Source organism: Pseudomonas sp. SK (assembly GCF_012975065.1).
In the GTDB taxonomy this organism is placed as follows: domain Bacteria; phylum Pseudomonadota; class Gammaproteobacteria; order Pseudomonadales; family Pseudomonadaceae; genus Aquipseudomonas; species Aquipseudomonas anuradhapurensis.
On record NZ_CP051857.1, the window covers coordinates 3,013,873 to 3,035,662 of the forward strand.

The following is a 21,790-nucleotide window of genomic DNA, read 5'->3' on the forward strand; positions in this document are numbered from 1 at the left end:
TAGGTTCAGCGAATACCGTTGCCGGCCAGCGATTCAGGTGACCACTGGGTTTTCGACAGTGGGTCGATATAGCGGATGCCGCCATAGGCCCCCACCACACCGTTGAGGTTGTAGGTGCCGCCGATCAGGTCGTAGATCATGAACGGCGTGGCATCCGGGGTCTGCTTGTCGTAGCTCTGGGTGAGGAAGGCGAACGAACCGCGGTACAGCTGGCCACGGGCGTCGTACTGGTCCGAAGCGAGGGCGATCCAGCTGTCTTCGTCAAGGTAGAAGCGGCGCTTGTGGTAGATGTGGCGTGCGCCGTCCTTGAGCTTGCCTTCCACCACCCATACCCGGTGCTTCTCCCAGCGCACGAACTGCGGCGCCAGGTGGCTGGGGGTGATCAGCTGTTTGACGTCGGTGTTGTAGGTCAGTTGGTAGGTGTTGTAGGGCACGAACATTTCCTGCTTGCCGACCAGGGTCCAGTCGTAGCGGTCCAGTGCACCGTTGAAGACGAACACGTCATCGTAGGTACCCGAGCCCGAGGTGCCCGGGTTGGGCGTGTCATAGGCCAGGTTCGGCGCCAGCTTGACCCGGCGCTGGCCAGGCAGGTACTGCCAGGCACTGCGTGGCTGCACCAGCGGGTTGGCCGCATCCCTCAGCATCATCGCCTCGCCGGCGCGGCGTGCGGGCCCGGTGTACACCAGCTTCATCTGGTAATAGGTGTCCTTGGCACCGATCGGCTTGGCCATGTCCTCGTAGATCGGGTAGCTGATGTTGGCCTGGCCGGTGGTCGAGAGTGATGGCTTGCCGGCTGCATCGACGTTCCACGAGTCGTACTTGGCGGTCATGCTCACGCCCTGGTAGCGCAGCAGGAAGTTCCACATGGCCTCGGCGCCGTTCTGCGGAATCGGGAACGGGATGCCCGGCAGCACGTTGTCCACGGCGGTGCCGCCCTCCTTGCTGTTGGCGCTGGTGGCGTTCTTGCGGGTGTTGTCGAGCACCGCCTGGGGCAGCGCGACGCTGCGGTGGGTCGGGTAGACATCGACGCGGTAGCTGGGGTAGCGCTTGAGCAACTCGAGGGTGGTAGCAGTCAGCTGAGTTTTGTATTGCTCGGCGTTCTTGCCGTCGATGACCAGCAGCGGCCGGTCGTTGGCGAATGGGTCGGGGCGCATGCTGGCACCGTTCTGGAAACCGGCCGGCGGCGTCAGCAGGCCGCCCTGGTAGGCCGGGATGGAGCCGTCGGCATTGCCGGCCTGCTCCGCGCCAATGGCGGTCAGGCTGGTGCCCAGGCGCGCGGCCTGGTCATTGGAAACAGCGGCCTGGGCAGCGTTCAGCGCGGCCAGGGACAGGCATGAGGCCAGCAGGGTACGTACGAAGTTCATGATGGTTGTGTTCCTGTGCAGGCTCTGGGAAAGAGGACTCAGAAGGTGGTCTTTACGGTCAGATACAGGGCGCCACGGTCCTCGGTGGTGGCACCTGCGCCGGAGAAGGAGGCATAGCCGCCGCCGTAACAGGTGTAATCCTGCTCGCCGTCGAGGGCGTTGGGGGTGCTGCCATCGGTCTGGCCATCCTTGCAGGCCTTGGTCTCACCGAAGCTGTCGACGTACTTGAGGTCGACGAAGTACTGGTTGTAGATCGCGGCGCTTACGCCCACCGCATAGTTGCCGGTGTTCTCGGCGCCGCCGCCCTGCACCGGCGACACGCCGTCCAGGCCGACGTTGACCGACAGCGGCATGCTCAGGTCCATGCCCGGCAGCACCTGGTACCAGGTGGGGGTGAAGTTGATGGCGATGCCCCAGTTGTCGCGGGTGGCCTTGTCGATGCCGCGGTAGCTGCTCTTGCCCTTGTACAAGGCCGCGTTGTGGCTATCGAGCTTGAGCAGGTTGCTGTAGAACAGCTCGCCAAGCAGGGTTGCCGAGTCGAACAGCGGCGTGTCACCCAGGGTCATCAGGCCGTTCAAGGTCCAGTGCAGGGTGTCACCGCTGGCGCTCATGCCGTCACCGTCGCTGGGCACGTCGTAGATCACCCCACTGCTGGGCAGGCGGGCCGGCAGCAGGCCGAAGCCGCCCCCCAGGCCGCCGCGGCCAGGCGCGCTGACGATGGCCGGGATGCTTGCCAGGGGCATGTTGTGGCGGATATTCAGGTCGCTACCGACGCTGATGCCGGCCACATCCTTGGACAGGCTCAGGCCGTAGATGTCGATGTTGTCGGCGTAGGCGAACTGGTACGTGGTGCCCTGCAACGAGTTGTACAGGTTGCCGACTGCGCCCTGACGGCTGCCCGGCGGGTTGCCGAAGGGGCCGTTGGCGACGGTCATGTCGCGTGCATCGAGCCACGCCTGCGGCAGGATTTCGGAAGTCTTGCGGTAGTAGAAGCCGAGGGTGCCGCCCAGCCACTCGGGCGACCACTTGGCCATGATGCCCCAGTCGCCGCTCTTGCCAGGCTTCAGGTCGTGGCCACGGCGGATGCTGGTCAGCGCGCCGCGCACCGGGATCAGCCCCGGGGTGCCGGTGTGGCCGAGCAGGAAGCTCTGCGCGCCTTCGCCGACCACGTCCGAGCCGCCGTAGTAAGTGCCGGCCTCGGGCAGGCGTGCAGCGTCCCAATCGAAGAAATACTGGGCGCCCAGGGTCAGTTCGGAGTTGACCAGGAACGAGGTCGACAGCTGGTTGCGCGGCACGAACAGTTCCTTGGCTTCGGTACCCGGCGAGGCGGCCAGCTTGGCCAGGTCCAGGCCGGACTGGCCGTAGCTCAGCGAGTGCACCGGGTTGAGCAGGGTTTCCCCCCAGAACAGGTTGTGCTGGCCGAGCTTGGCGCTCACCTGGGAGGCTTCGCCGACGTCTCGGCTGATGAACACGAAGGCGTCCAGCACCTCCCCCGACGGGCCGCTGTAGTAGCGCTGTGCATAGTTGCTCAGGTGCGGGCTGCCCAGCGCTACGCCAGTACCCGGCAGGCCATTGAGGCTGGGGTTGATGCCGGACTGGTCACCGTTGCCGTTGACGAACGGGTTGCTGTTCGACCCGGTGTTGGCGTAGGCCTTGTCGTACCAGCTGGCGGTACTGACCCGGAAACCGCTGTTGTTCTGGTAGACCACGTCCAGCTCGGTCAACAGGTCAACGCGGTTGCTGATGTTGGTGCCGGCCTTGCGGAATTTGTAGTCACCGTCGTTGCTGTTGGGCGTACCCAGCAGGCGCTGGTCGGCGCTTTCGGTGCGCACGCCGTAGTTGTATTTGACGGTGTTGTCGAAGCGCACGGCCCAGTTTTCGTTACCGGTGTCGACTTCGAACGCTTGGGCGCCAGGCAGCGAGAGCAGGCTGATGGCGCAGGCGAGCAGGCAGCGCTGTGGCTTCACAGCACGGTGAATGCGGGTTACTGGCATTACGATGGCTCCACGTATTGTTATTGTTTTTACGCCGCCCGTCTTCTTGCGGGCATGGCTGGGGCGTCCATGCGTTACTGCAGGGTCGGGTTATCCAGACGGCGGACCAGGGCCTCGGCCAGAGGCCAGTGACCGAAGCCGGAAGCCGGGTTGAGGTGGCCAACGGCGCCCAGGCTGACCAGTTCGCTACCCCAACGACGGGCCAAGTCGCCAGCCGCGGCGTAGCTGGCCAAGTGGTCGTTGCTGCTGGCGGCGACAATGCTCGGGAATGGCAATGGCGCGTCCGGCAGCGGCGCCCAGCCATGCTCGGCCAGGCTGGCCGGGCTTGGGTAGTGGGCCGGCCATGGCGCGCTGAGGTCCGGCGGCGCCGCCAGCAACGCCCCTTTGACTGGCCGCTGGTAGCGCGCCGCCCAGTGGGCGACCATCAGTACCCCGGCGCTGTGCGCCACCAGCAGCACCTCACCCTCGATTTGTTCCAGCTCACGTTGGATCGCCTCGACCCGGGCCGTGCAACTCAGGCCGTCAACCTGCAGCGGCGGTACGCTGCGAACCTTGGCCAGGCGGTTGGCGAGCAAGGTCTGCCAGTGCTCGGCAACATGCTCGCGCAGGCCAGGGACAATCAACACGGTGGCAGTGGTGTGCAGTTTTTCCACGGTGAACCTCGTCTCGGGATGCAGCTCTTGAGGTTCACAGTAAACAGCGCGCTGGCGGGGTGCTTCACATTCGGCGTCAGGGGCTTTTCATTTGATGACACCTGGCCTGCGAGGGCTTTGCTTTTCAATTCATGACACGCAGGCTATAAGGCACAAAAACGCATGTCGGCATCCCCAACATGGAAAACAACAAGAATGCCTGCCCTCGTCCGTGCCGCCAGTTTGACCAACTACCTCGAAGTGTCCCGCCACCTGGGCCTGAACCCGCATGCATTGCTGGCGCAGGTCGGCCTTAGCGCCGCGTTGCTCGAGGACCCCAACCGGCGTATCCCGGTGGCCAGTGTCATTGCCTTGCTGGAAGCGTCGGCCAGCGCCAGCCGCTGCGAAAGCTTCGGCCTGCGCGTGGCCGAACTGCGGCAGCTGTCGGATTTCGGCGAGATCAGCCTGCTGCTCAGCCACCAGCGCACCCTGCGCGATGCATTGCAGGTGATCGTGCAATACCGACACCTGCTCAATGACGCCCTGGCCATCCATATCGAGGAAGCCGGCAAGACCGTGGTCATTCGCGAAGAAGTGATCAACGAGCGTGCGCCTTGCAGCCGCCAGGCCACCGAACTGGCGATCGGCGTGATGATGCGTCTGTGCGCGGCCCTGCTGGGTGCCCATTGGCACCCGATCAGCGCCAACTTCACCCACGCGGCCCCGGCCGACCTGGCGACACACCGGCGCATTTTCGGCTGCACCCTGGTGTTCGGCAGTGAGTTCAATGGCATCGTCTGCCCCGCCGCCGACCTCGACAGCGCCAGCCCCCAGGCCAACGAAGCCATGGCCCGCCTGGCGCAGCGTTACCTGGACAGTCTGCCGGCGGGTAGCACCGCGTCGCTGGAGCTGGAGCTGCGCAAGACCATCTACCTGCTGCTGCCCATGGGCCGCGCCACCATCGAGCAGGTGGCACAGACGCAGGGCATGAACGTGCGCACCCTGCAGCGGCGTCTCGAGGAAAACGGGTTGACCTTCAAGGACCTGATCAACAGCGTGCGCCGCGACCTGGTGATGCGTTACCTGGATAACCCCGGCTATTCGCTGGGGCGCATTGCCGACATGCTCGGTTATTCCATGCCCAGCTCATTCACCCGCTGGTTCATCGCCCAGTTCGGCATGCCGCCGGCCAGCTGGCGGGCCCGGCACGATGAATCGTAGCAGCGGATTTATCCGCGATGCAGGCGACGCGGTGGATGGCACCGGCTGCGCCGGTGATCGCGGCTGAAGCCGCTCCACCAGCTATTCGCGGGCATGCCCGCAACCTCAAGCCCTGCGCAGCTCATTGACCAGATTCGCCGGCCGCTCACCTGCCAGGGCGCTGAGCAGGTTGTCCACCGCGCAACGTGCCATGGCCTGGCGGGTTTCCTCGGTCGCAGAGCCGATATGCGGGGTCGCCACCACGTTGTCGAGCCGCAGCAGTGGCGAGTCCAGCGGTAACGGTTCCTGCACGAACACATCCAGCCCCGCGCCGCGTATGCGCCTGGCGCGCAGCGCTTCGACCAGTGCGCCCTCGTCCACTACCCGCCCGCGGGAAATGTTCACCAGGATCGCCTCGGGCTTCATCAACGCCAGCTCCCGTGCGCCGATCAAGCCTTCGGTGGCGGCACTCAACGGCACGGTCAGGCAGACGAAATCTGCCTGCTGCAACAGCTCATCAAGGCTGCATTGACGCGCAGCATGACGCGCCTCCACCTGGGGCTTGGCCCGCTGGCTGTGATACAGCACATGCATGCCGAAGCCAGCCGCGGCGCGTCGGGCCAGGGCCTCGCCAATGCGCCCCATGCCGACGATGCCCAGCGTCTTGCCATGCACATCGCTACCGAAATGCGCCGCGCCCAGGCTCGCCTGCCAGTGGCCGGCGCGGACCCAGTTCGCCAGTTCCACAACCCGCCTGGCAGTGGCCAGGATCAAGGCAAAGCCAGTGTCGGCGGTGGTCTCGGTCAGCACATCGGGGGTGTTGGTCAGCATCACCCCGCGCCGGCTGAGCTCGGCAATGTCATAGTTGTCCACGCCAACCGAAACGCTGGCAACCACTTCCAGTTGTGGTGCCAGGTCGAGCAGGCTTGCGTCCAGCCGCAGGCTGGCCCCCAGCAGCCCATGCGCCCCCGGCAAGGCATCGCGCAGGCGGGCCAGGCCGTCGGGCTGGTTGATATCCACCCAGGTCACCTCGACGCGCGCTTGCAGGCGCGCCATCAGGTCGTCGGGCAGGCGTTTGTACAACACGATTCGCTTGTTCATCGCAGGTTTCCTATTGGCTCATGGCCAGACGCGAACCGCCGCGCTTGGCTCGGCCGGACGTCTGGGAAGTGTCCAGTGCGGCGGTCAGCGCCACTGCGGCAAGCAGCGCACCACACATGAACAGGTAAGAGGCACCGGGCCCACCGGTGGCGCCATTGAGGTAGCCCACCAGCCACGAGCCGCCGAACGAACCCAGCGCCCCCATGCTGTTGATCAGCGCCATGGCGCCGCCAGCGACATTGGCCGGGAGGATTTCCGGCACGATCGCGAAGAACGGCCCATAGGGTGCATACATGCAGGCGCCGGCCAGCACCAGCAGCGCGTACGACAGCCAGAAGTGCTGGCTGCCCAGGGCGTACGAGCCATAGAAGGCCACGGCGGCGATCAGCAACGGCGGCCAGACGAAGCGCTTGCGCGTCTGCAGGCGGTCGGACGCCCACGACACCCCTACCATGGCCAGTACCGCCGCCAGGTACGGCACCGACGCCAGCCAGCCGGCCTGTACGATATCAACGTTGGCCGCCTGCTTGAGGATCGACGGCAACCACAGCACGAAGCCGTACACGCCGATGCTCCAGCAGAAATACTGCAGCGCGAGAATGATCACTTGTGGCGAGCGGAACGCCTCGCGGTAGTTCTTCACCGGCCTGATACCTTGCTGCTCGGCGGCCAGCGCCTGCTGCAGGGCGGTCTTTTCCTGCTCGCTCAGCCAACTCACCTGGGCCGGGCGGTCGTCTACCAGGCGCCACCAGCAGAACGCCCAGACCACCGCAGGCAGGCCTTCGATGATGAACATCCAGCGCCAGTCGTAATGCTTGATCAGGTAACCCGATACCACCGACATCCACAGGATGGTCACCGGGTTGCCGAGCATCAGGAAGGTATTGGCTCGCGAGCGCTCGGCACGGGTGAACCAGTGGCACAGGTACACCAGCATCGCCGGCATCACCGCCGCCTCCACCACCCCGAGCAGGAAGCGGATGCCGACCAGCATGTACACGTTGCTGACCATGCCGGTGAGCGTGGCCAGGCCGCCCCAGAGGATCAGGCAGACGAAGATCAGCTGCTTCACGCTGCGCTTCTCGGCATAGATGGCGCCGGGTACCTGGAAGAAGAAGTAGCCGAGGAAGAACAGCGCCCCCAGCAGCGATGACAGCACGGGCGTGATGTGCAGGTCTTCGGCCATCCCGGAAGCGGCGGCGAAGCCGTAATTGGCACGGTCCAGGTACGCCAGGCTATAGGTGACGAAGACGATCGGGATGATGTACCACCAGCGGCGCGTGGCCAGGTTGTGCTTTTGCATGGGTGTTTCTCCTGAGCTTGTTGTTTTTGTTGCAACAGGTGATTCGAGGTATGAGCTGTTCAGGCACTTCTGCGCAGGTCGTGGGCCTCCAGTTCATGGCGCAGCGGCAGCCCTTCCATGTCGCCGCGCGACTGCACGGCGCGGCTGCCGCACCAGTTGCCACGCGCCACCGCCTCGGCCATGGGCCGGCCTTCCAGTAGCGCGCTGAGCACGCCGACAGCGAAGGCATCGCCGGCACCGACGGTGTCCACCACGCGGCTGACCGGCACTGGCGCGACCAGGCCTTCGCCTTCGGCACTGCGGAAGTAGGCACCCGCCTCGCCCAGCTTTATCACCACGCGGGTCACCCCCAGGTCGAGGTAGAACGCCGCGATGTCTGCCGGCGTGTGCTGGCCGGTCAGCAGGCGGCCCTCCTCCAGGCCGGGCAACACCCAGTCAGCCTTGGCCGCCAGGGCATTGGTTTCGCGCACCATGCTGCCCTGGTCAGGCCACAGCGAGGGGCGCAGGTTGGGATCGAAGGAAATGCTGCGCCCGGCGTCGCGCATGCCATCCACCAGGGCATGGGACAGCGCCCGACAACCTGCCGACAAGGCCAGCGGGATGCCGGTGGCGTGCAGGTGGCGAGCCTGCAGCCAGCCCGGGCGGATCAGCGCCGGCGACAGTCGGCTGGCCGCCGAGCCACGACGGAAGTACTCCACCGCCGGATCACTGCCATCGTCGCAGCGGGCCTTGAGCTGGAAACCGGTGGGATAGCTGGCATCGACCTCGACGCCGGAACAATCCAGGCCTTCGCGGCGCAGGCTGTCGAGCACGAAACGGCCAAGCGAATCGTCACCCACCCGGCTCAGCCAGCGGACCTTGAAGCCGAGCCGCGCCAGGCCGATGGCCACGTTGCTGTCCGCCCCGGCAATGCGCTTGCCGAACTGGCCGACACTGGCCAGGTCCCCGGCCTGCTCGGCGACGAACATGGCCATGGTCTCGCCAAAACACAGCACGTCATGTTCACGCATGGCTCGGCTCCTTGTGCGCTGTGGCACACCGCCCCAGCGCCGACAAGTTGCGCACCTGGGTACGGGTCAGCGCCAGCAGGTCGTCGCTGGCCAAGGGGTATTCGACAGCGCGCACCACACCGGGGGTGAACTCGGCCAGCAGCGCAGCCCATTCCTGCAAGTCCGCGGCCTGCGGTGGTACGGCAACCAGGCGGCCATCGGCCAGGCGCTGCACGGCTTTGCAATGCACGTAACGCACCCAGCGGCCGAGCAGGCGTGCGGCGTGTCGGGCAGGCTCGCCCTGCCACTGCCAATTGCCGATGTCGAAGGTCATGCCCAGGCTCAGCCCAAGGTCTTCGGCGCGCTGGAAAAACTGCTGCAGCGGCTGGATGCTGCCGCCCTGCACGGTCTGGTCATTCTCCACCAGCAGCACAGGCCCGGGGCCCGGCAACAGCCGCGCCAGGGCCGCGACATCACACCCTTCCCGGTAATGCCCCAGGGAAACCTTGAGTGCCACCGCGCCAAGGGCGTGTGCGGTTGCCAGCTTGTCCAGCAGTTGCGGGTCAGGCAGGCCTCGCGCCGTCCACAGTTCAAGAGGCGTGGAATACACGCACTCCAGGCGCTGCGCGGCAATGGCCGCAGCCAGCGCGGCAGTGTCCGGCACGCCGCTGAACAATTCCTCGCGTAGTTCCACACGGGTAGCGCCAGCGGCAACCAGCAGGTCCAGGAAGTGCTCCTGGCCACGCTGCCTTACCAGATCGGCTCCGTAGCTGGAGAGGCTGATGGAAACGGGGTTCTTGTGCATTGTTGTTGTCCTTGTGAAACCGGTTTCATTTTTTCCTAGCGCCAGCAGGCAGTCACCTGCCGCTGGTTACTGTCGGGGGGTTGAGCCGCGGATGATCAGGTCGGCCTTGAAGTCGATGCGCCTGGCCGCCCCACTGTCGCCGCGCAGACGAGCCAGCAGGCTGTCGAAGGCGGCCACGCCGATACGCTCGGTAGGCTGGGCCAGTGCGGTGATGCCATTGCCGACCAAGGGGTACCAGTCGAGGTCGTCCAGGGCAATCAAACCGACGTCCACAAACAGGTGGCAGCCGGCGTCATGTAGGGCCCGGGTGACGGCCAGGGTGGCGATGCCGTTGAACGTGAAGATGGCCTGCGGACCATGGCCTCTGCCGGCAAGAAACGAGGCCAGCTGGCCATTCAAGCCGGTGGTGATTTCCACTACCTGCTGGCGCATGCCAGGGCGACGGCCGATCGACGCGGCAAACGCCTGGACCCGCTCCACACGTGAGCTGGTGCCATCCAGGGGCTCGGTGACCGCGAGGATATCGCGGTAGCCTTGTGCTTGCAGGTGGTCCAGGGCCTGCTCGACCGCGTCGGCATTATCCAGCCCCACCAGGTCGACCTTCAGCTCGGGCAGTTGACGGTCGACCAGCACCATGGGGATGTCGCGCTGCAGGTTGAGCAGTTCGCCGGGGTGATGGCCGAGGGTGTTCACGATCAGCCCTTCGACGTTGTACGACTGCAGCGCCACCAGATGGTGACGTTCCTGCTCGTCGTCGCGGTTGGTGTTGCATACCACCAGGCTGTAGCCGTGCTGGCGGCAGGCGGTTTCCACGCCGTGCATCACGGCTACCGAATAGGGGTTGAGAATATCGGCTACCAGCATGCCGACCAACCGTGTCTGACCGCGCTTCAAGCCACGGGCCATTTGGTTGGGGCGGTAGCCGAGGCGCTCGATGACCTGCTCCAGGCGCTTGGCCGTGGCTTCGGCCAGCAACTGCCGGTCGCCGCCGATATAGCGCGAGACGGTGGCCTTGGACACGCCCGCGACACGCGCGACTTCGCTGATGGTGACCCGTTCACGGGGATGGCCAGGCGCGTCGGTCATGAGCTGTTCCTTATGATTGTTGTGATAGCGATGAAACCGGTTTCAATACAGCAAAACTGTGCGTGTTCGTCAACCTGCCGTTGGTCGACAAACCATGGGAAAAATAATGTTCAACATTAACTATAGTCATTAACCCATTGTTAATAATGATGAATATCAGTCTACGGTAACCTGTAGCTGGCAGTGGCGTCGTGCATGAATAGGCCAGGCCCGGCAAGCGCAGTACAATGCTTGCTACCCGGCCCGATACTCCAGCCAATGATCCAGTCCGACCTCGACCTGTTCGGCACCCAGGCGCAACGCCTGGCCAGCCACACCGTGCTGCTGCCCGGCTTCGCCCTGGCTGAAGTCGAGCCTGTGCTCGACGCCCTGCGCCCGGTATTGCGTGCCGCGCCGTTCCGGCACATGTACACCCCGGGTGGCCTGCGCATGGCCGTAGCGCTCACCAACTGCGGCACGCTGGGTTGGGTCAGCGATGAACAGGGCTACCGTTACTGCCACTGCGACCCGCTCAGCGGCCAACCCTGGCCTGCCCTGCCCCCGGTATTGCTTGCCCTGGCCAACCGCGCGGCGGCCTTGGCCGGCTTCGACGGTTTCGTGCCGGATGCCTGCCTGGTCAATCATTACCTCCCCGGTACCCGCCTCAGCCTGCACCAGGACCGCGATGAGCAGGACTTCGGCCAGCCAATCGTGTCACTGTCGCTGGGTTTGCCGGCGGTGTTCCTGTTCGGGGGCTTGCAGCGCGCCGACAAGACCCGGCGCATCGCCCTGAGCCATGGCGATGTGCTGGTCTGGGGTGGCGCAGACCGCTTGCGTTTCCATGGCGTGCTGCCGATCAAGCCGGGCGTGCATCCGCGCCTGGGTGAACGGCGCATCAACCTGACCCTGCGCAAGGCCGGGCGCTGAACCGGGCCTGGGCTGCAGCATCGGCGCAAACTGGATGAACGCGCATGAAACAGGTTGAACATCTTGGCCTGGCAAGCTTCAAAAGATAGGCCATGCCATTTTCAGCCGGGAGCCCGCCATGCCCTACCTGTACTCTGCCAGCCGCCTTTGCACCGGAGCAGCGCGACCATGAAAATGCCCTGCCGCGCGCCCAATGCCTCCCTGCAGCTCGATTACGTGCGCGACACCCTGTTCGGCCCAGTCGCGCAGAGCATGGAATGCCAGTGCCAGATTGCCGCCCTCAACCTGCAAGGTCGCCCAGGCCTGCGCCTGCACATCTGCCCGCCATTGCCCGACAAGGTGGAGCGCGCCCACAGCGTGGCGTTTGTCTGGGATGGGCGCAGCTACCACGGTGTGGTCCGCGACCAGGGCAAGTGCGGCGACGGTGGCTTGAACCTGCTGCTGGAACTGCAGTGAAGCCGATCAACGGCGGCCAACCCGGCTGAACCTGCCGGGCACGGCGCGTCTCCATACAAAAGAGCCCACGCCTGCCGGAGAATGTCATGAACAGTCCGTTGCTCAAGCTCTTCACCCACCCCGCCGACGCTTGGCTGGACATCCGCCGGGCCGAAGAAGACCGCCCGCAGCAATACCTGCCACGTCTGCTGGCCCTGGCATTGATCCCTGCCGTTTGCCTGTTCGTCGGCACCACCACGTTCGGCTGGAGCCTGGCGGCCGAGGAGCGGGTGCGCCTGAGCATGGGCAGTGCCGCGCAGCTGGCCGCCTTGCTCTACGGCACCACGGTGGTCGGGGTCATGCTGATGGGGGTGATGATTCGCTGGATGTCGCGAGGTTTCGATGCCCAGCCCAGCCTCAACCAATGCATCGGCTTTGCCGCCTACTGCGCCACGCCATGGTTCTTTGCCGGCGTGGTCGGCCTGCTGCCGATCCGCTGGCTGGCCGTGGTCGCGCTCTTGGCGGCGTCGGCGTATGCCAGTGTGTTGCTGTATGGCGGATTGCAGACGTTCCTGCGGCTGAAGAAAGAACAGGCCTTGCTGTTCGCGACCTGCGTGTGGGGGGTGGGCCTGTTGCTGCTGGTGACCATCCTGGTGGCGATGATCCTGTTCTGGTTCAACGGCCTGATGCCGGAATATGTGCGCCCGGCCAGCCTGGGCTGACCGGAGCGCAAAGGCACCCTCAGGCAATCGCCTTGAGTGGTGCGGGGTGACTGTCACGCAGCGCGTGCAACTGCCCTACCAGATTGACCAGGTCGCGGCAACTGTTAAGGCTTTGCAGCGGGACACCGCTCAGGGTCACGCCCTCATCGAGACTCTGGCCCTGACCCAGGCGGATGGTCAGGTTGGCGCCGTCCGGGCAGCTGACTTCACAGCGATCAGGCAGGCAGGCCTGCTCGATCATCTGCCGCATCTCCAGCATCGAAACTCCTATCAACGACATGGTATGACCCTCTCTGTGGGATGGCCTGTTTGTGTGGAGTACACCTTTGTCAGGCACGGTGCCAATTGATATTGCGCATGCCGGGGCAGGCATTCATAACGCCGCGGCAATGATCATGCGGAAATCCTTTAGCACCTTAGTGGAAGATTGCCGGTGTGCGCCGAGTGTTCGGATCCAATGGCGGATTTAACGACGAGCGGTCCCGTCCGGCCCCAACGACGCCCATAGATGCTGAGCTGCATAGGCTCGCCAGGGTCGCCAGGCCAGGGCCCGTTCGGCCAGGTTCGCCTGGTCGCCTTCAAGCCTGCGCAACGCCTTGGCCAAGGCCACATCGCCCAACGGCAAGGCATCGGCTGCGCCGGCCTGGCGCAGCGCCAGGTAGGACGCGCTCCACGGGCCAATCCCTTTCAGCCGACACAGGTCGCGCAGCAGCGCATCAAGCGGCTGCCCACGCCGCAGCAACCCGGGTTGGGCAAGCAAGGCACTGGCCAGGGTGCCCAGGGTCGCTGCGCGTGCACGTGGCATCCCCATGTTTTCGAACTGCGCAGCCGCCAATACCGGCAGTGTCGGGAAAACGTGGCTCAACCCTGGCACGACCAGGCGCAGGGTTTCACCGTGGCGTTGCACCAGGCGCCCGGCCAGGGTCATGGCACCGGCCACGCTGATCTGCTGGCCCAGCACCGTGCGCATGGCTTGCTCACCGGCGTCCCAACCTTGTGGCACGCGCAAGCCTGGGCGCTGCTGCAGCAAGCAGGCCATCAGCGGATCGTGGGCAAGCCCGGCGTTGATCTGCGCAGGCTCGGCATCAAGGTCGAACACCCGCCGCAGCCTGGCGACCAGGCCTGGCAGCGCCCGGGCCGGAACGCCTTCAAGACGGATGCGCAGGTACTGGTTACCCGAAGGCGTGGCGTGTACGACCGCATGCCGCCCCGCAGCCACCACCGAGCGGCTGTAGGTGCCGTCCCGACAGGTCTCGACGCCAGGGATACAGCGGGCGGCGAGGAAGGCCAGGGTCGAAGGCCAATGATAGGGGGCACGGTAGCGTAGCCACAGGGTCTGGTGGCTGGCGCCGGGCAGCGATCGGCGCACGGTGTGCAGGGAAGTGAGCTTGGCCATGGCTGCATCATGCCAGCAAATGCACGAGCTGTACCGGCGTCGTAGCCGGTACAGGCCGTTCAATCACGGTTGCGTCGTGTCCCGGGCGTCGTGCATCTGCCCGAACCGTCCGGCATGGAAATCGTCGAACGACTCGGCAATCTCCGCCTGGCTGTTCATCACGAACGGGCCATAACCCACGATCGGTTCATCGATCGGCTCACCGCTGAGCAGCAGTACGCTGGCACCCTCCAGCGCTTCGATGGCGACGTCTTCACCCGACCGGTCAAGCAGCACCAGGCTGGCCGGGCCAGCTTCGCGCTCATGGTTGACCCGCACGTTGCCGCGCAAGACCACCAGCGCCGCGTTGCGCCCGGCGGCCACCGGCAGGCGCAGGGTGGCACCGGCATTCAGGCGCAAGTCCCAGACATCCATGGCGGTAAAGGTGCGCGCCGGCCCCGAGTGCCCGCGATAGTCACCCGCGATCACCCGCAGGCTCCCGCCCTCGCCGTCCAGCATGACCAGCGGGATATCCTTGGCCAGCAGCGTCTGGTAGCCAGCGGCTGCACGCTTGTCCCGCGCCGGCAGGTTGACCCACAGCTGGACCATCTCCAGCATGCCGCCGCTGCGGGCAAAGCCTGGGGAATGGAACTCCTCATGGATGATGCCGTTGGCAGCGGTCATCCACTGCACATCACCGGGGCCGATCAAGCCACCAGCACCCGTGGAGTCACGGTGCTCCAGCTCGCCCTGGTAGACGATGGTCACAGTCTCGAAGCCGCGGTGCGGATGCTGGCCGACGCCGCGCCGCGCGTTGGTCGGCGTGAACGGATGAGGGCCGGCGTAGTCCAGCAACAGAAACGGGCTGATCTTGCTGGCCAGGTTGTCGTAGGTGAACAGGCTACGCACCGGGAAGCCATCACCTACCCAATGGGCGTGAGGGCTGCGGTGGATACCCAGTATGCTTTTCATGAGAAGGCTCCTCTCTTGGCTGCGATCACCTTACCAGCGATGCCAATCAGGCAGTAGCTGGCTGAAATGGCATACATCGTTCCATATGAAGGACAATCAGAAGAATATGGCGTGGAGGATCGGATGCCCCGGGTATTGCGATCTCAACCAATGCTCGAGTTTCAACGAAAAGGCTTGGCCGCGGACCCGCAGCTGCCGATAAAGCGGATCCGCCATTGCCTGGTCAGGTTTCAGTCTGTCCAGATAGCGGCGATTTTCCGTCGAGGAGATCGATTGGAGAAACACGGCGTAGTCTTCGAACAGCGCATCGCTATAAGGGTTGCCCTCGCCAAGCGTTGCCAGGCGCTGCAACGGCGTCAGCGCCAGCAATTGTCGAAGGCGGTTGACCTTGGCTGGCGCAGGCAGGCCGTGAACCTCGGCAATGGCTACGATGCCGCCGGCGAGGAGCAGTTTACGGGAAAACAGCAATTTGATATTGCGTACCCCCCAAGCCTTGCCTTCGGCCCTTTTCTCCTCGAAGTTGGCCATCAGGGTCCGGTAGTAGCGAATCAGGTCGTTAAGCAGGAACCTGGCAAGGCCGTGGCCATGGTCATCAGGAACATAACGGCGCAGCAGGTCATGCTGCCACTCGGCAAAGGCCGCGCGCCCATACAGGGGGCGGCCTTCGAACAACATCAACATTCGCCGGGTCAACGCAGTGTTGTCTTCACACTTCCAGCCGATGTGCTCGCTCAAGTCCGCATAGCGGGCCAACGCTTCCCGGCCGAACTTCGCCACGTCGCTCTCCCCCGGATGGCTGACCGGCCGCAGGATGTCGTCGACCTGGCGCAATATCTGGTGCAGACGGTCCACCGGCAAGCTGCTGTCATGCACGATGAAGAAGTCGATGTCCGAAACTTGGGAAACTTCGCATCGACCGTAGGAACCCACGCTGACCACAGCCAGGGGTGAGCGCTCTGCCAGCGCTGCCAACGTGCTGTGCATGGCTTGCCTGAGCGACTCGATCGCCCGGCAGGAGTAGTCGTAGCGCTTTTGCAGATAGGCGGGCTTTAGCAAGGTCTGGCTGGTCATGTGCGTAGGCTCGGGCAAAGCCCAAGATTAGCCACGCCGTCCTGCCCGATGCTGTCTGGAAAACTATCCCGCCTGCTGCAGCAGGAAGGCCCGCACGGCATCGGCACAAGCCTCGGGATGTTCCTGCATGAAGCAGTGCCCACCGGCAACCTGCCTGCCGCTCACCTGAGGATTGAGCGCGGTCAGGCGCTTGACCGAATGGGGCACGAAGGGATACGTATCCTCGCCATACAAGACGTGAGTGGGTGTGCGGATCGCCGCCAGGCTGGCCCAAAGGCGTCGGGGGAACGAGCTGAATATTTCCACTTCGCGGCTGGGCCGGCACTTGAGTACCACCGCCTCACCGCAATCACCAATGGCATGCTCGACATAGGCGTGCAGCGCTGCATCGGTCCATCCCTTGAAGATACCGCGGCCCTGCAGCGAAGCCAGCGCCGTCTCTCGATCAGGCCAGTGGCTGCGGCGGCTGGCGGCCTTGCGTGCGAGCGCGTGGCGCCGGTGCAGGCCAAGCAATGCGGCCGCGCCCATGACCCCGAGCATGCGCCGGCTGAACAACACCGGGTCAAGCAGCACGGCACGGCTGAACAGTTGCGGCTCACTGGCCAGGATCAAGCCCGTGAGCACGCCCCCGAAGCTGTGCCCCACGGCATACCGCGGTACGTCGCCATACTCGCCCCGCCCGGCGGCGAAAGCCTCCACCGCCAGCGCAGCGGTACGGTTCCAGCCACGAAATGCCCCGCCATGGTCGCTGTCGCCATGGCCCTGGACATCGCTGAGCCACAGGTCGAAATGCTCGCCCAGCCGCAGCAGCAAAGGCTGATAAGCCAGGCAGCAGAAGCCGTTGCCGTGCAAAAAGTGCAGCAACGGCCGGCCACTGGCCGGGGTTCGCCAGCCACGCAGGGTGAAGCCTTCGGCGCATTCATGGGACCAGGGGATCAACTGCATCGGCTTGCTGTACTCGCAGGGTCAGGAAAACGCCGATTCTACAAACAGCAGCGGGTACAGTGAAATCACCAGCAGCAAGGCCATCAGGACATTGAACAGCATCAGCCAGCGCGGGTTCTGCAACAGTGTGCGCAGGGCGCTGCCAAACATCACCCACACCCCCACGCTGGGCAGGTTGACCAGGGCGAACAAGGCGGCAATGACAATCACGTTGGCCACATAGCCCTGCGCCGGCGTGTAGGTGGTAATGGCCCCCACCGCCATTACCCAGGCCTTGGGGTTGACCCATTGAAACGCCGCAGCCCCCCAGAACCCCAGCGGTTTTCCGGTGCTGGACGAGGCCGTGCCGACCGGCCCGGAGGTGGCGATCTTCCACGCCAGGTACAGCAGGTAGGCAGCGCCGCTGTAGCGCAATACCGTGTACAGCATCGGCCAGGCCTTGAACACCTCGCCCAGGCCCAGGCCGACGGCCAGCACCATGAGCATGAACCCGACACTGATGCCCATGGCGTGCGGAATCGAGCGGCGCACGCCAAAGTTCACCCCCGACGCCAGCAGCATGGTGTTGTTGGGCCCTGGCGTGATCGAGGATACGAAGGCGAACAGCACAAAGGCGGTCAGCAGGTCGGCAGAGGCAAGCATGGCGGGCATTCCATTTTCTTCATGGGTGCTGCCACACTAGCGGAGTTGCCTTCTTCGCGACTGGTACAGTTCCAATAAATTATTCAGATACACATTACTGTACCGCCACCATGAGCCCAAGGAAGCCGTCACCATGACCGTCACCATTCGACCTGCCGTACGCACCGATGCCGAGCAGATCCTGGCCTTCATCACCGAACTGGCCGAGTACGAACGTGCCCGCCACGAAGTCATCGCCAGCGTTGCCGATATCGAGCACAGCCTGTTCGGCGAAGGCAGCACGGTGCACAGCCTGATCTGCGAGCGCGATGGCCAGGCAATCGGCTTTGCCGTGTATTACTACAGCTATTCGACCTGGCTGGGGCGCAACGGCATCTATCTCGAGGACCTGTACGTGACCCCTGAACAACGCGGCGACGGTGCCGGACGGCAACTGCTGCGGCACATTGCCCGCGAAGCGGTGGCCAACCACTGCGGGCGGCTCGAATGGAGCGTACTGGACTGGAACGAGCCGGCGATCGGCTTCTACCGGTCGCTGGGGGCCGAGGCGCAGGATGAGTGGGTCCGCTATCGCCTGGATGGCGACAAACTGGCGGCATTTGCGCGCGGTTGAACTGCCATCCGAACACTGCCGGGGGCGGCCTTGCAGCCCTTCGCTTCACCTGTGCGGCGCCGATCAATACACCGCCCCAGAGGCATCTGACAATTGACGCCAGGCGCGCCCCATGGTCTTCTTACACCTCGCGTTCAGGTGCCCCCTTGGGGTGAAACGGGAAACCGGTGCGTCACAGGCCCTCCAGCAGGGCCGGACAAAGCCGGTGCTGCCCCCGCAACGGTAAGCGAGCGAAGCGTCAATACCACTGTGCCCTGTAGTCGGGCATGGGAAGGCGATGCTTTCCAGGAGCCCGGCTCCTCCTCGCAAGCCCGGAGACCGGCCTGGCGTTCATGAACACCCCGCGGTGGGCGGGCGCTGTTGCATTCCCCTGGGCAGTCACGCCCGGGGTTGCCGCGCTCGCCCGTTGCCCCCAACAGCAGAGGAACGCGTCATGCCTGTCACCAGCGCCAAGCCACATAGCCTTGCCACCCCCGTCACGCTCAGCCAGCGTGTCGTCATCGCCGTCGGCGCCAGCCTGCTGGGCCTGTGCCTGGTTTATTTCGCCGGTTTCTCACACATCGAGGCCGTGCACAACGCCGCTCACGACACCCGCCACAGCGCCGCCTTCCCCTGCCACTGAGTACGCCTGATGATCATGCGCATTGCCCGTACCGCGGGCTTCAGCGGGCTGCTAGCGGCCTTGTTGCTGACCCTGCTGCAAAGCTTCTGGGTCGCCCCGCTGATTCTTGAGGCGGAAACCTACGAGTCGTCGGTACCAGCGGCTCACCACGAGCATGGCAGCGAGGTGCCGGCCCATGAACACAGCGCCGAAGCCTGGTCGCCGGAAGACGGTTGGCAACGCGTGCTGTCGACCACTGGCGGCAACCTGGTGGTTGCAGTCGGCTTTGCCCTGATCCTGGCCGCCCTTTACAGCCTGCGCGAACCGCGGCGTATCGGCACCGGTGCACTTTGGGGCCTGGCCGGTTTCGCCGTGTTCTGCCTGGCCCCGACCCTGGGCCTGCCGCCGGAGCTGCCAGGCACCGCTGCCGCCGACCTGGGCCAACGCCAGGCCTGGTGGATCGGCACGGCCAGCGCTACCGCCCTGGGCCTGGCCTTGCTGGTGTTCGCCCGCCACTGGCTGCTGAAAGTGCTGGGCGTTGCCCTGCTGGTGGTCCCGCATGTGATTGGCGCGCCACAGCCCGAAGTGCATGAACGCCTGGCCCCCGAGGCGCTGGAAACCCAGTTCAAGCTCGCCTCGTGGCTGACCAACGCCGCCTTCTGGCTGGCCCTGGGCCTGCTCAGCGCCTGGCTGTTCCGCCGCGCCAAGCAGGCCTGATGGCGGCCTTCTATGCCGGCTTCGGCTGCCGCCGGGGTTGCCCGGCGGAGGCCTTGGAAGCGTTGCTCTATCAGGCGCTGAACAGTCAGCGCCTGGCATTGGCCGACCTGCATGGCATTGCCAGCATCAGCCTGAAGGCCGACGAACCCGGCCTGCAACAGCTGGCCGAACGCCTCGCCGTGCCCTTGGTGCTGTACCCTACCGCGCAACTACACGCCTACCAGGCGCAGCTCAGCCACCGCTCTGCTGCCGCCCATGCTCACAGCGGCTGCTGGGGCGTGGCAGAAAGCGCAGCCCTGGCATTGGCCAGCCAGCGCCATGGCACCGCCAGGTTGCTGCTGACGCGCCAGGTACTGGGCCCGGCGACCCTGGCCCTGGCCTGTTGAAGATTTCACCGCCACTTTTCTGCAAGGACTTTCCATGACGGTCTATTTCATCGGCGCCGGCCCCGGCGACCCGGAACTGATCACAGTCAAGGGGCAACGGCTGATCCGCCAGTGCCCGGTGATCATCTATGCCGGCTCGCTGGTCCCTGCCGCGGTGCTCGAGGGCCATCAGGCCAAGACCGTGATCAACAGCGCCGAACTGCACCTGGAGCAGATCATCGCCGCCATGCGCAGCGCGCATGAGCAAGGCCAGGATGTGGCCCGGGTGCACAGCGGCGACCCCAGCCTGTACGGCGCGATCGGCGAGCAGATTCGCCAGCTGCAGGCGCTGGGCATCGACTACCAGATCGTTCCCGGGGTCACTGCCACAGCGGCCAGCGCCGCCCTGCTCGGCTGCGAGCTGACCCTGCCACAAGTCGCCCAGACGGTCATCCTGACCCGCTATGGCGACAGCTCGCCAATGCCTCCCGGCGAGCAACTGGCCGACCTGGCGCGGCATGGCAGCACGCTGGCGATTCACCTGGGGGTCCGGCACCTGCCGCGCATTGTCGATGAACTGCTGCCGCACTACGGCGCACAGTGCCCGGTGGCGGTGGTGCATCGCGCCACCTGGCCAGACCAGGATTGGGTGCGTGGCACCTTGGGCGATATCGTCGAACGCGTAGCAGCGAAGGACTTTCGGCGTACCTCGCTGATCCTGGTCGGGCATGTCCTGGGCGACACACCGTTCGCCGAGTCGGCCCTGTACCGTGCCGGCCACGCCCATCTGTATCGCCCAGGGAACTGAGCATTGCCAGGTTCGGCGCAGGCATAGCAGACTCCATGTCCCTACTTGCGAACAGGAGTCATGCCAATGCTGGATCTACGCCCCAACTGCGAGTGCTGCGATACCAACCTGCCGGGTGACAGCCCCGATGCGGTGATCTGCTCGTTCGAATGCACGTTCTGCCGCACCTGTGCCGAAACCCGTTTCCACGGGCGTTGCCCGAACTGCACCGGCCAGCTGGTGGCCCGCCCGACGCGGGTCGGCCAGGTGCTGGCCAACAACCCTGCCTCGACCCTGCGGGTGAACAAGGCGCATGCCGCCTGCGCTTGACCAGCCTCAACAAGTGGACATCACCGCTTTGGTAGGGTGATGTTTCCCATATTTGTAGGAATTTTCAACAACAAGTACGGGGACTTTCAACACTTCTATACTCGGCATTACCAAACTTCGGGAATGGTCGTATCGTGCAGCGCTTCCGATAACCCCCCTTGTTCAGACGTATTCCTGAGTGTTCCAGGAAGCGGACCACATCCCGACAGGAGTTTCCTTCATGACAACCGTGCTGATCGTTGACGACCATCCCATCGTCCGGCTGTCCTTGCGCCTACTGCTCGAGCGCGAGCGCTTCGATGTCGTCGGTGAGGTCGGCAATGGCAGTGAAGTGGCGCAGGTCGCCCGCGAACTGCGCCCGGATGTGGTCATTCTCGATATCGGCCTGCCCGGCCTGGATGGCATGGAAGTGATCAAACGCCTGCAATGCCTGGAGCCGGTACCCAAGATCATGGTCCTGACCGGGCAGGCGACCGACCTGTACGTGCGGCGCTGCCTGGACGCCGGGATCGGTGCCTTCGTCACCAAGGAAGAAGACCACGAAGCGTTGCTGTTTGCCCTCAAGGCCTTGGTCAAGGGCTACTCGACCTTCCCGCAGATGTCGGTCAACAGCAACTCCCTGGAAAGCGAGCCGGTGCGCCTGGCCAGCCTCTCCAACCGTGAAATGGAAGTGCTGCGGCGCCTGGCGCGCGGCGAGAACAACAAGAACATCGGCACCTGCATGAACCTCAGTGCCAAGACCATCAGCACCTACCGGGGCCGCATCATGGAAAAGCTCAAGACCGAATCCCTGGTGGAAATGGTCGACCTGGCCAAACGCAACAGCGTCCAGTGA

The 21,790-nt window shown here is 64.8% G+C and carries 25 protein-coding genes and 1 riboswitch; of the genes, 11 read left to right on the forward strand and 14 right to left on the reverse strand.

The genetic code is table 11. From position 1 onward, the window contains the following. Nucleotides 1-5: 5 nt before the first annotated feature. The 3 genes from HG549_RS13915 to HG549_RS13925 form a co-directional block, all read right to left on the reverse strand. The gene (locus HG549_RS13915; protein ID WP_170030083.1) at nucleotides 6-1,364 is read right to left on the reverse strand and encodes a DUF1329 domain-containing protein; all 1,359 of its coding nucleotides are present in this window, start codon (nucleotides 1,362-1,364) and stop codon (nucleotides 6-8) included. Nucleotides 1,365-1,402: 38 nt separating this feature from the next. Further along, complete coding sequence (locus HG549_RS13920) at nucleotides 1,403-3,358, reverse strand: DUF1302 domain-containing protein (protein WP_170030084.1); 1,956 nt, start codon at nucleotides 3,356-3,358, stop codon at nucleotides 1,403-1,405. Nucleotides 3,359-3,432: 74 nt separating this feature from the next. Then, on the reverse strand, nucleotides 3,433-4,011 hold the full coding sequence (locus tag HG549_RS13925; protein ID WP_170030085.1) for an alpha/beta hydrolase: 579 nt from the start codon (nucleotides 4,009-4,011) through the stop codon (nucleotides 3,433-3,435). 195 nt (nucleotides 4,012-4,206) lie between these two features. Between HG549_RS13925 and HG549_RS13930 the strand changes: the two genes are divergently transcribed. Continuing rightward, nucleotides 4,207-5,211: an AraC family transcriptional regulator gene (locus tag HG549_RS13930; protein WP_170030086.1), complete on the forward strand. Its 1,005-nt coding sequence runs from the start codon at nucleotides 4,207-4,209 to the stop codon at nucleotides 5,209-5,211. Between the two features lie 105 nt (nucleotides 5,212-5,316). Here the strand turns inward: HG549_RS13930 and HG549_RS13935 are convergent, their stop codons facing one another. From HG549_RS13935 to HG549_RS13955, 5 genes are all read right to left on the reverse strand, one after another. Further along, entirely contained in the window at nucleotides 5,317-6,291 is a 975-nt protein-coding gene (locus tag HG549_RS13935; RefSeq protein ID WP_170030087.1) for a D-glycerate dehydrogenase, read from the reverse strand. A gap of 10 nt (nucleotides 6,292-6,301) precedes the next feature. Beyond that, on the reverse strand, nucleotides 6,302-7,594 hold the full coding sequence (locus tag HG549_RS13940) for an MFS transporter (RefSeq protein WP_170030088.1): 1,293 nt from the start codon (nucleotides 7,592-7,594) through the stop codon (nucleotides 6,302-6,304). 59 nt (nucleotides 7,595-7,653) lie between these two features. Further along, entirely contained in the window at nucleotides 7,654-8,604 is a 951-nt protein-coding gene (locus HG549_RS13945; protein ID WP_170030089.1) for a sugar kinase, read from the reverse strand. Beyond that, the gene (locus HG549_RS13950; RefSeq protein ID WP_170030090.1) at nucleotides 8,597-9,388 is read right to left on the reverse strand and encodes an AP endonuclease; all 792 of its coding nucleotides are present in this window, start codon (nucleotides 9,386-9,388) and stop codon (nucleotides 8,597-8,599) included. The genes HG549_RS13945 and HG549_RS13950 overlap by 8 nt, the downstream gene beginning before the upstream one ends. Before the next feature lie 66 nt (nucleotides 9,389-9,454). Continuing rightward, a complete protein-coding gene (locus HG549_RS13955; RefSeq protein WP_170030091.1) occupies nucleotides 9,455-10,474 on the reverse strand; it encodes a LacI family DNA-binding transcriptional regulator in 1,020 nt (339 codons plus the stop codon). A gap of 258 nt (nucleotides 10,475-10,732) precedes the next feature. Between HG549_RS13955 and alkB the strand changes: the two genes are divergently transcribed. The 3 genes from alkB to HG549_RS13970 all read left to right on the forward strand — a co-directional run bounded on the left by alkB (nucleotide 10,733) and on the right by HG549_RS13970 (nucleotide 12,537). Further along, nucleotides 10,733-11,380, forward strand: coding sequence for a DNA oxidative demethylase AlkB (gene alkB, locus HG549_RS13960; protein WP_170030092.1), 648 nt, complete (start codon nucleotides 10,733-10,735; stop codon nucleotides 11,378-11,380). A 168-nt stretch (nucleotides 11,381-11,548) separates the two neighbouring features. Beyond that, a complete protein-coding gene (locus tag HG549_RS13965; RefSeq protein ID WP_170030093.1) occupies nucleotides 11,549-11,836 on the forward strand; it encodes a hypothetical protein in 288 nt (95 codons plus the stop codon). A gap of 86 nt (nucleotides 11,837-11,922) precedes the next feature. Then, nucleotides 11,923-12,537 carry a Yip1 family protein gene (locus tag HG549_RS13970; protein ID WP_170030094.1) on the forward strand — a complete coding sequence of 205 codons (615 nt, stop codon included), beginning with the start codon at nucleotides 11,923-11,925 and terminating at the stop codon, nucleotides 12,535-12,537. A gap of 19 nt (nucleotides 12,538-12,556) precedes the next feature. Here the strand turns inward: HG549_RS13970 and HG549_RS13975 are convergent, their stop codons facing one another. From HG549_RS13975 to HG549_RS14000, 6 genes are all read right to left on the reverse strand, one after another. After that, nucleotides 12,557-12,817, reverse strand: coding sequence for a DUF1652 domain-containing protein (locus HG549_RS13975; RefSeq protein ID WP_063914185.1), 261 nt, complete (start codon nucleotides 12,815-12,817; stop codon nucleotides 12,557-12,559). Nucleotides 12,818-13,003: 186 nt separating this feature from the next. Continuing rightward, complete coding sequence (locus HG549_RS13980; RefSeq protein WP_170030095.1) at nucleotides 13,004-13,933, reverse strand: DNA-3-methyladenine glycosylase; 930 nt, start codon at nucleotides 13,931-13,933, stop codon at nucleotides 13,004-13,006. A 63-nt stretch (nucleotides 13,934-13,996) separates the two neighbouring features. Beyond that, nucleotides 13,997-14,884 (reverse strand): pirin family protein, encoded by an 888-nt coding sequence (locus tag HG549_RS13985; protein ID WP_170030096.1) that lies wholly within the window; start codon nucleotides 14,882-14,884, stop codon nucleotides 13,997-13,999. Nucleotides 14,885-14,980: 96 nt separating this feature from the next. Then, complete coding sequence (locus tag HG549_RS13990; protein ID WP_170030097.1) at nucleotides 14,981-15,955, reverse strand: hypothetical protein; 975 nt, start codon at nucleotides 15,953-15,955, stop codon at nucleotides 14,981-14,983. A 63-nt stretch (nucleotides 15,956-16,018) separates the two neighbouring features. Then, nucleotides 16,019-16,900, reverse strand: a complete 882-nt coding sequence (locus tag HG549_RS13995) for an alpha/beta fold hydrolase (RefSeq protein ID WP_170030098.1) — start codon at nucleotides 16,898-16,900, stop codon at nucleotides 16,019-16,021. Nucleotides 16,901-16,921: 21 nt separating this feature from the next. Beyond that, a complete protein-coding gene (locus HG549_RS14000) occupies nucleotides 16,922-17,551 on the reverse strand; it encodes a LysE family translocator (protein WP_170030099.1) in 630 nt (209 codons plus the stop codon). A 124-nt stretch (nucleotides 17,552-17,675) separates the two neighbouring features. Here HG549_RS14000 and HG549_RS14005 point away from each other — a divergent pair, with 124 nt between their 5' ends. From HG549_RS14005 to HG549_RS14035, 7 genes are all read left to right on the forward strand, one after another. Continuing rightward, nucleotides 17,676-18,155 (forward strand): GNAT family N-acetyltransferase, encoded by a 480-nt coding sequence (locus HG549_RS14005; RefSeq protein ID WP_170030100.1) that lies wholly within the window; start codon nucleotides 17,676-17,678, stop codon nucleotides 18,153-18,155. 119 nt (nucleotides 18,156-18,274) lie between these two features. Next, nucleotides 18,275-18,497: riboswitch (cobalamin riboswitch) on the forward strand. A gap of 91 nt (nucleotides 18,498-18,588) precedes the next feature. Continuing rightward, nucleotides 18,589-18,777, forward strand: coding sequence for a CbtB-domain containing protein (locus HG549_RS14010; RefSeq protein ID WP_110742999.1), 189 nt, complete (start codon nucleotides 18,589-18,591; stop codon nucleotides 18,775-18,777). A gap of 9 nt (nucleotides 18,778-18,786) precedes the next feature. Next, on the forward strand, nucleotides 18,787-19,473 hold the full coding sequence (locus tag HG549_RS14015) for a CbtA family protein (RefSeq protein WP_170030101.1): 687 nt from the start codon (nucleotides 18,787-18,789) through the stop codon (nucleotides 19,471-19,473). Further along, entirely contained in the window at nucleotides 19,473-19,859 is a 387-nt protein-coding gene (locus HG549_RS14020; RefSeq protein WP_170030102.1) for a cobalamin biosynthesis protein, read from the forward strand. Before HG549_RS14015 ends, HG549_RS14020 begins: the two co-directional genes overlap by 1 nt. A 34-nt stretch (nucleotides 19,860-19,893) precedes the next feature. Further along, a complete protein-coding gene (gene cobM / locus HG549_RS14025) occupies nucleotides 19,894-20,646 on the forward strand; it encodes a precorrin-4 C(11)-methyltransferase (protein ID WP_170030103.1) in 753 nt (250 codons plus the stop codon). Nucleotides 20,647-20,712: 66 nt separating this feature from the next. After that, nucleotides 20,713-20,955: a DUF1272 domain-containing protein gene (locus HG549_RS14030; RefSeq protein ID WP_170030104.1), complete on the forward strand. Its 243-nt coding sequence runs from the start codon at nucleotides 20,713-20,715 to the stop codon at nucleotides 20,953-20,955. A gap of 220 nt (nucleotides 20,956-21,175) precedes the next feature. Then, nucleotides 21,176-21,790 carry a response regulator transcription factor gene (locus HG549_RS14035; RefSeq protein ID WP_170030105.1) on the forward strand — a complete coding sequence of 205 codons (615 nt, stop codon included), beginning with the start codon at nucleotides 21,176-21,178 and terminating at the stop codon, nucleotides 21,788-21,790.

Bases quoted from the DNA above. Each gene is read 5' to 3' on its own strand.
- HG549_RS14020 (WP_170030102.1), top strand. From the start codon at position 19,473: ATGGCGGCCTTCTATGCCGGCTTCGGCTGCCGCCGGGGTTGCCCGGCG.
- HG549_RS13995 (WP_170030098.1), bottom strand. From the start codon at position 16,900: ATGCAGTTGATCCCCTGGTCCCATGAATGCGCCGAAGGCTTCACCCTG.
- HG549_RS13945 (WP_170030089.1), bottom strand. From the start codon at position 8,604: ATGCGTGAACATGACGTGCTGTGTTTTGGCGAGACCATGGCCATGTTC.
- HG549_RS13980 (WP_170030095.1), bottom strand. From the start codon at position 13,933: ATGGCCAAGCTCACTTCCCTGCACACCGTGCGCCGATCGCTGCCCGGC.
- HG549_RS13965 (WP_170030093.1), top strand. From the start codon at position 11,549: ATGAAAATGCCCTGCCGCGCGCCCAATGCCTCCCTGCAGCTCGATTAC.
- HG549_RS14010 (WP_110742999.1), top strand. From the start codon at position 18,589: ATGCCTGTCACCAGCGCCAAGCCACATAGCCTTGCCACCCCCGTCACG.
- HG549_RS14015 (WP_170030101.1), top strand. From the start codon at position 18,787: ATGATCATGCGCATTGCCCGTACCGCGGGCTTCAGCGGGCTGCTAGCG.
- HG549_RS13975 (WP_063914185.1), bottom strand. From the start codon at position 12,817: ATGTCGTTGATAGGAGTTTCGATGCTGGAGATGCGGCAGATGATCGAG.
- HG549_RS14035 (WP_170030105.1), top strand. From the start codon at position 21,176: ATGACAACCGTGCTGATCGTTGACGACCATCCCATCGTCCGGCTGTCC.
- HG549_RS14005 (WP_170030100.1), top strand. From the start codon at position 17,676: ATGACCGTCACCATTCGACCTGCCGTACGCACCGATGCCGAGCAGATC.
- HG549_RS13955 (WP_170030091.1), bottom strand. From the start codon at position 10,474: ATGACCGACGCGCCTGGCCATCCCCGTGAACGGGTCACCATCAGCGAA.
- HG549_RS14030 (WP_170030104.1), top strand. From the start codon at position 20,713: ATGCTGGATCTACGCCCCAACTGCGAGTGCTGCGATACCAACCTGCCG.
- HG549_RS13950 (WP_170030090.1), bottom strand. From the start codon at position 9,388: ATGCACAAGAACCCCGTTTCCATCAGCCTCTCCAGCTACGGAGCCGAT.
- HG549_RS13990 (WP_170030097.1), bottom strand. From the start codon at position 15,955: ATGACCAGCCAGACCTTGCTAAAGCCCGCCTATCTGCAAAAGCGCTAC.
- HG549_RS13985 (WP_170030096.1), bottom strand. From the start codon at position 14,884: ATGAAAAGCATACTGGGTATCCACCGCAGCCCTCACGCCCATTGGGTA.
- HG549_RS13930 (WP_170030086.1), top strand. From the start codon at position 4,207: ATGCCTGCCCTCGTCCGTGCCGCCAGTTTGACCAACTACCTCGAAGTG.
- HG549_RS14000 (WP_170030099.1), bottom strand. From the start codon at position 17,551: ATGCCCGCCATGCTTGCCTCTGCCGACCTGCTGACCGCCTTTGTGCTG.
- cobM (WP_170030103.1), top strand. From the start codon at position 19,894: ATGACGGTCTATTTCATCGGCGCCGGCCCCGGCGACCCGGAACTGATC.
- HG549_RS13920 (WP_170030084.1), bottom strand. From the start codon at position 3,358: ATGCCAGTAACCCGCATTCACCGTGCTGTGAAGCCACAGCGCTGCCTG.
- HG549_RS13915 (WP_170030083.1), bottom strand. From the start codon at position 1,364: ATGAACTTCGTACGTACCCTGCTGGCCTCATGCCTGTCCCTGGCCGCG.
- HG549_RS13940 (WP_170030088.1), bottom strand. From the start codon at position 7,594: ATGCAAAAGCACAACCTGGCCACGCGCCGCTGGTGGTACATCATCCCG.
- HG549_RS13935 (WP_170030087.1), bottom strand. From the start codon at position 6,291: ATGAACAAGCGAATCGTGTTGTACAAACGCCTGCCCGACGACCTGATG.
- HG549_RS13970 (WP_170030094.1), top strand. From the start codon at position 11,923: ATGAACAGTCCGTTGCTCAAGCTCTTCACCCACCCCGCCGACGCTTGG.
- alkB (WP_170030092.1), top strand. From the start codon at position 10,733: ATGATCCAGTCCGACCTCGACCTGTTCGGCACCCAGGCGCAACGCCTG.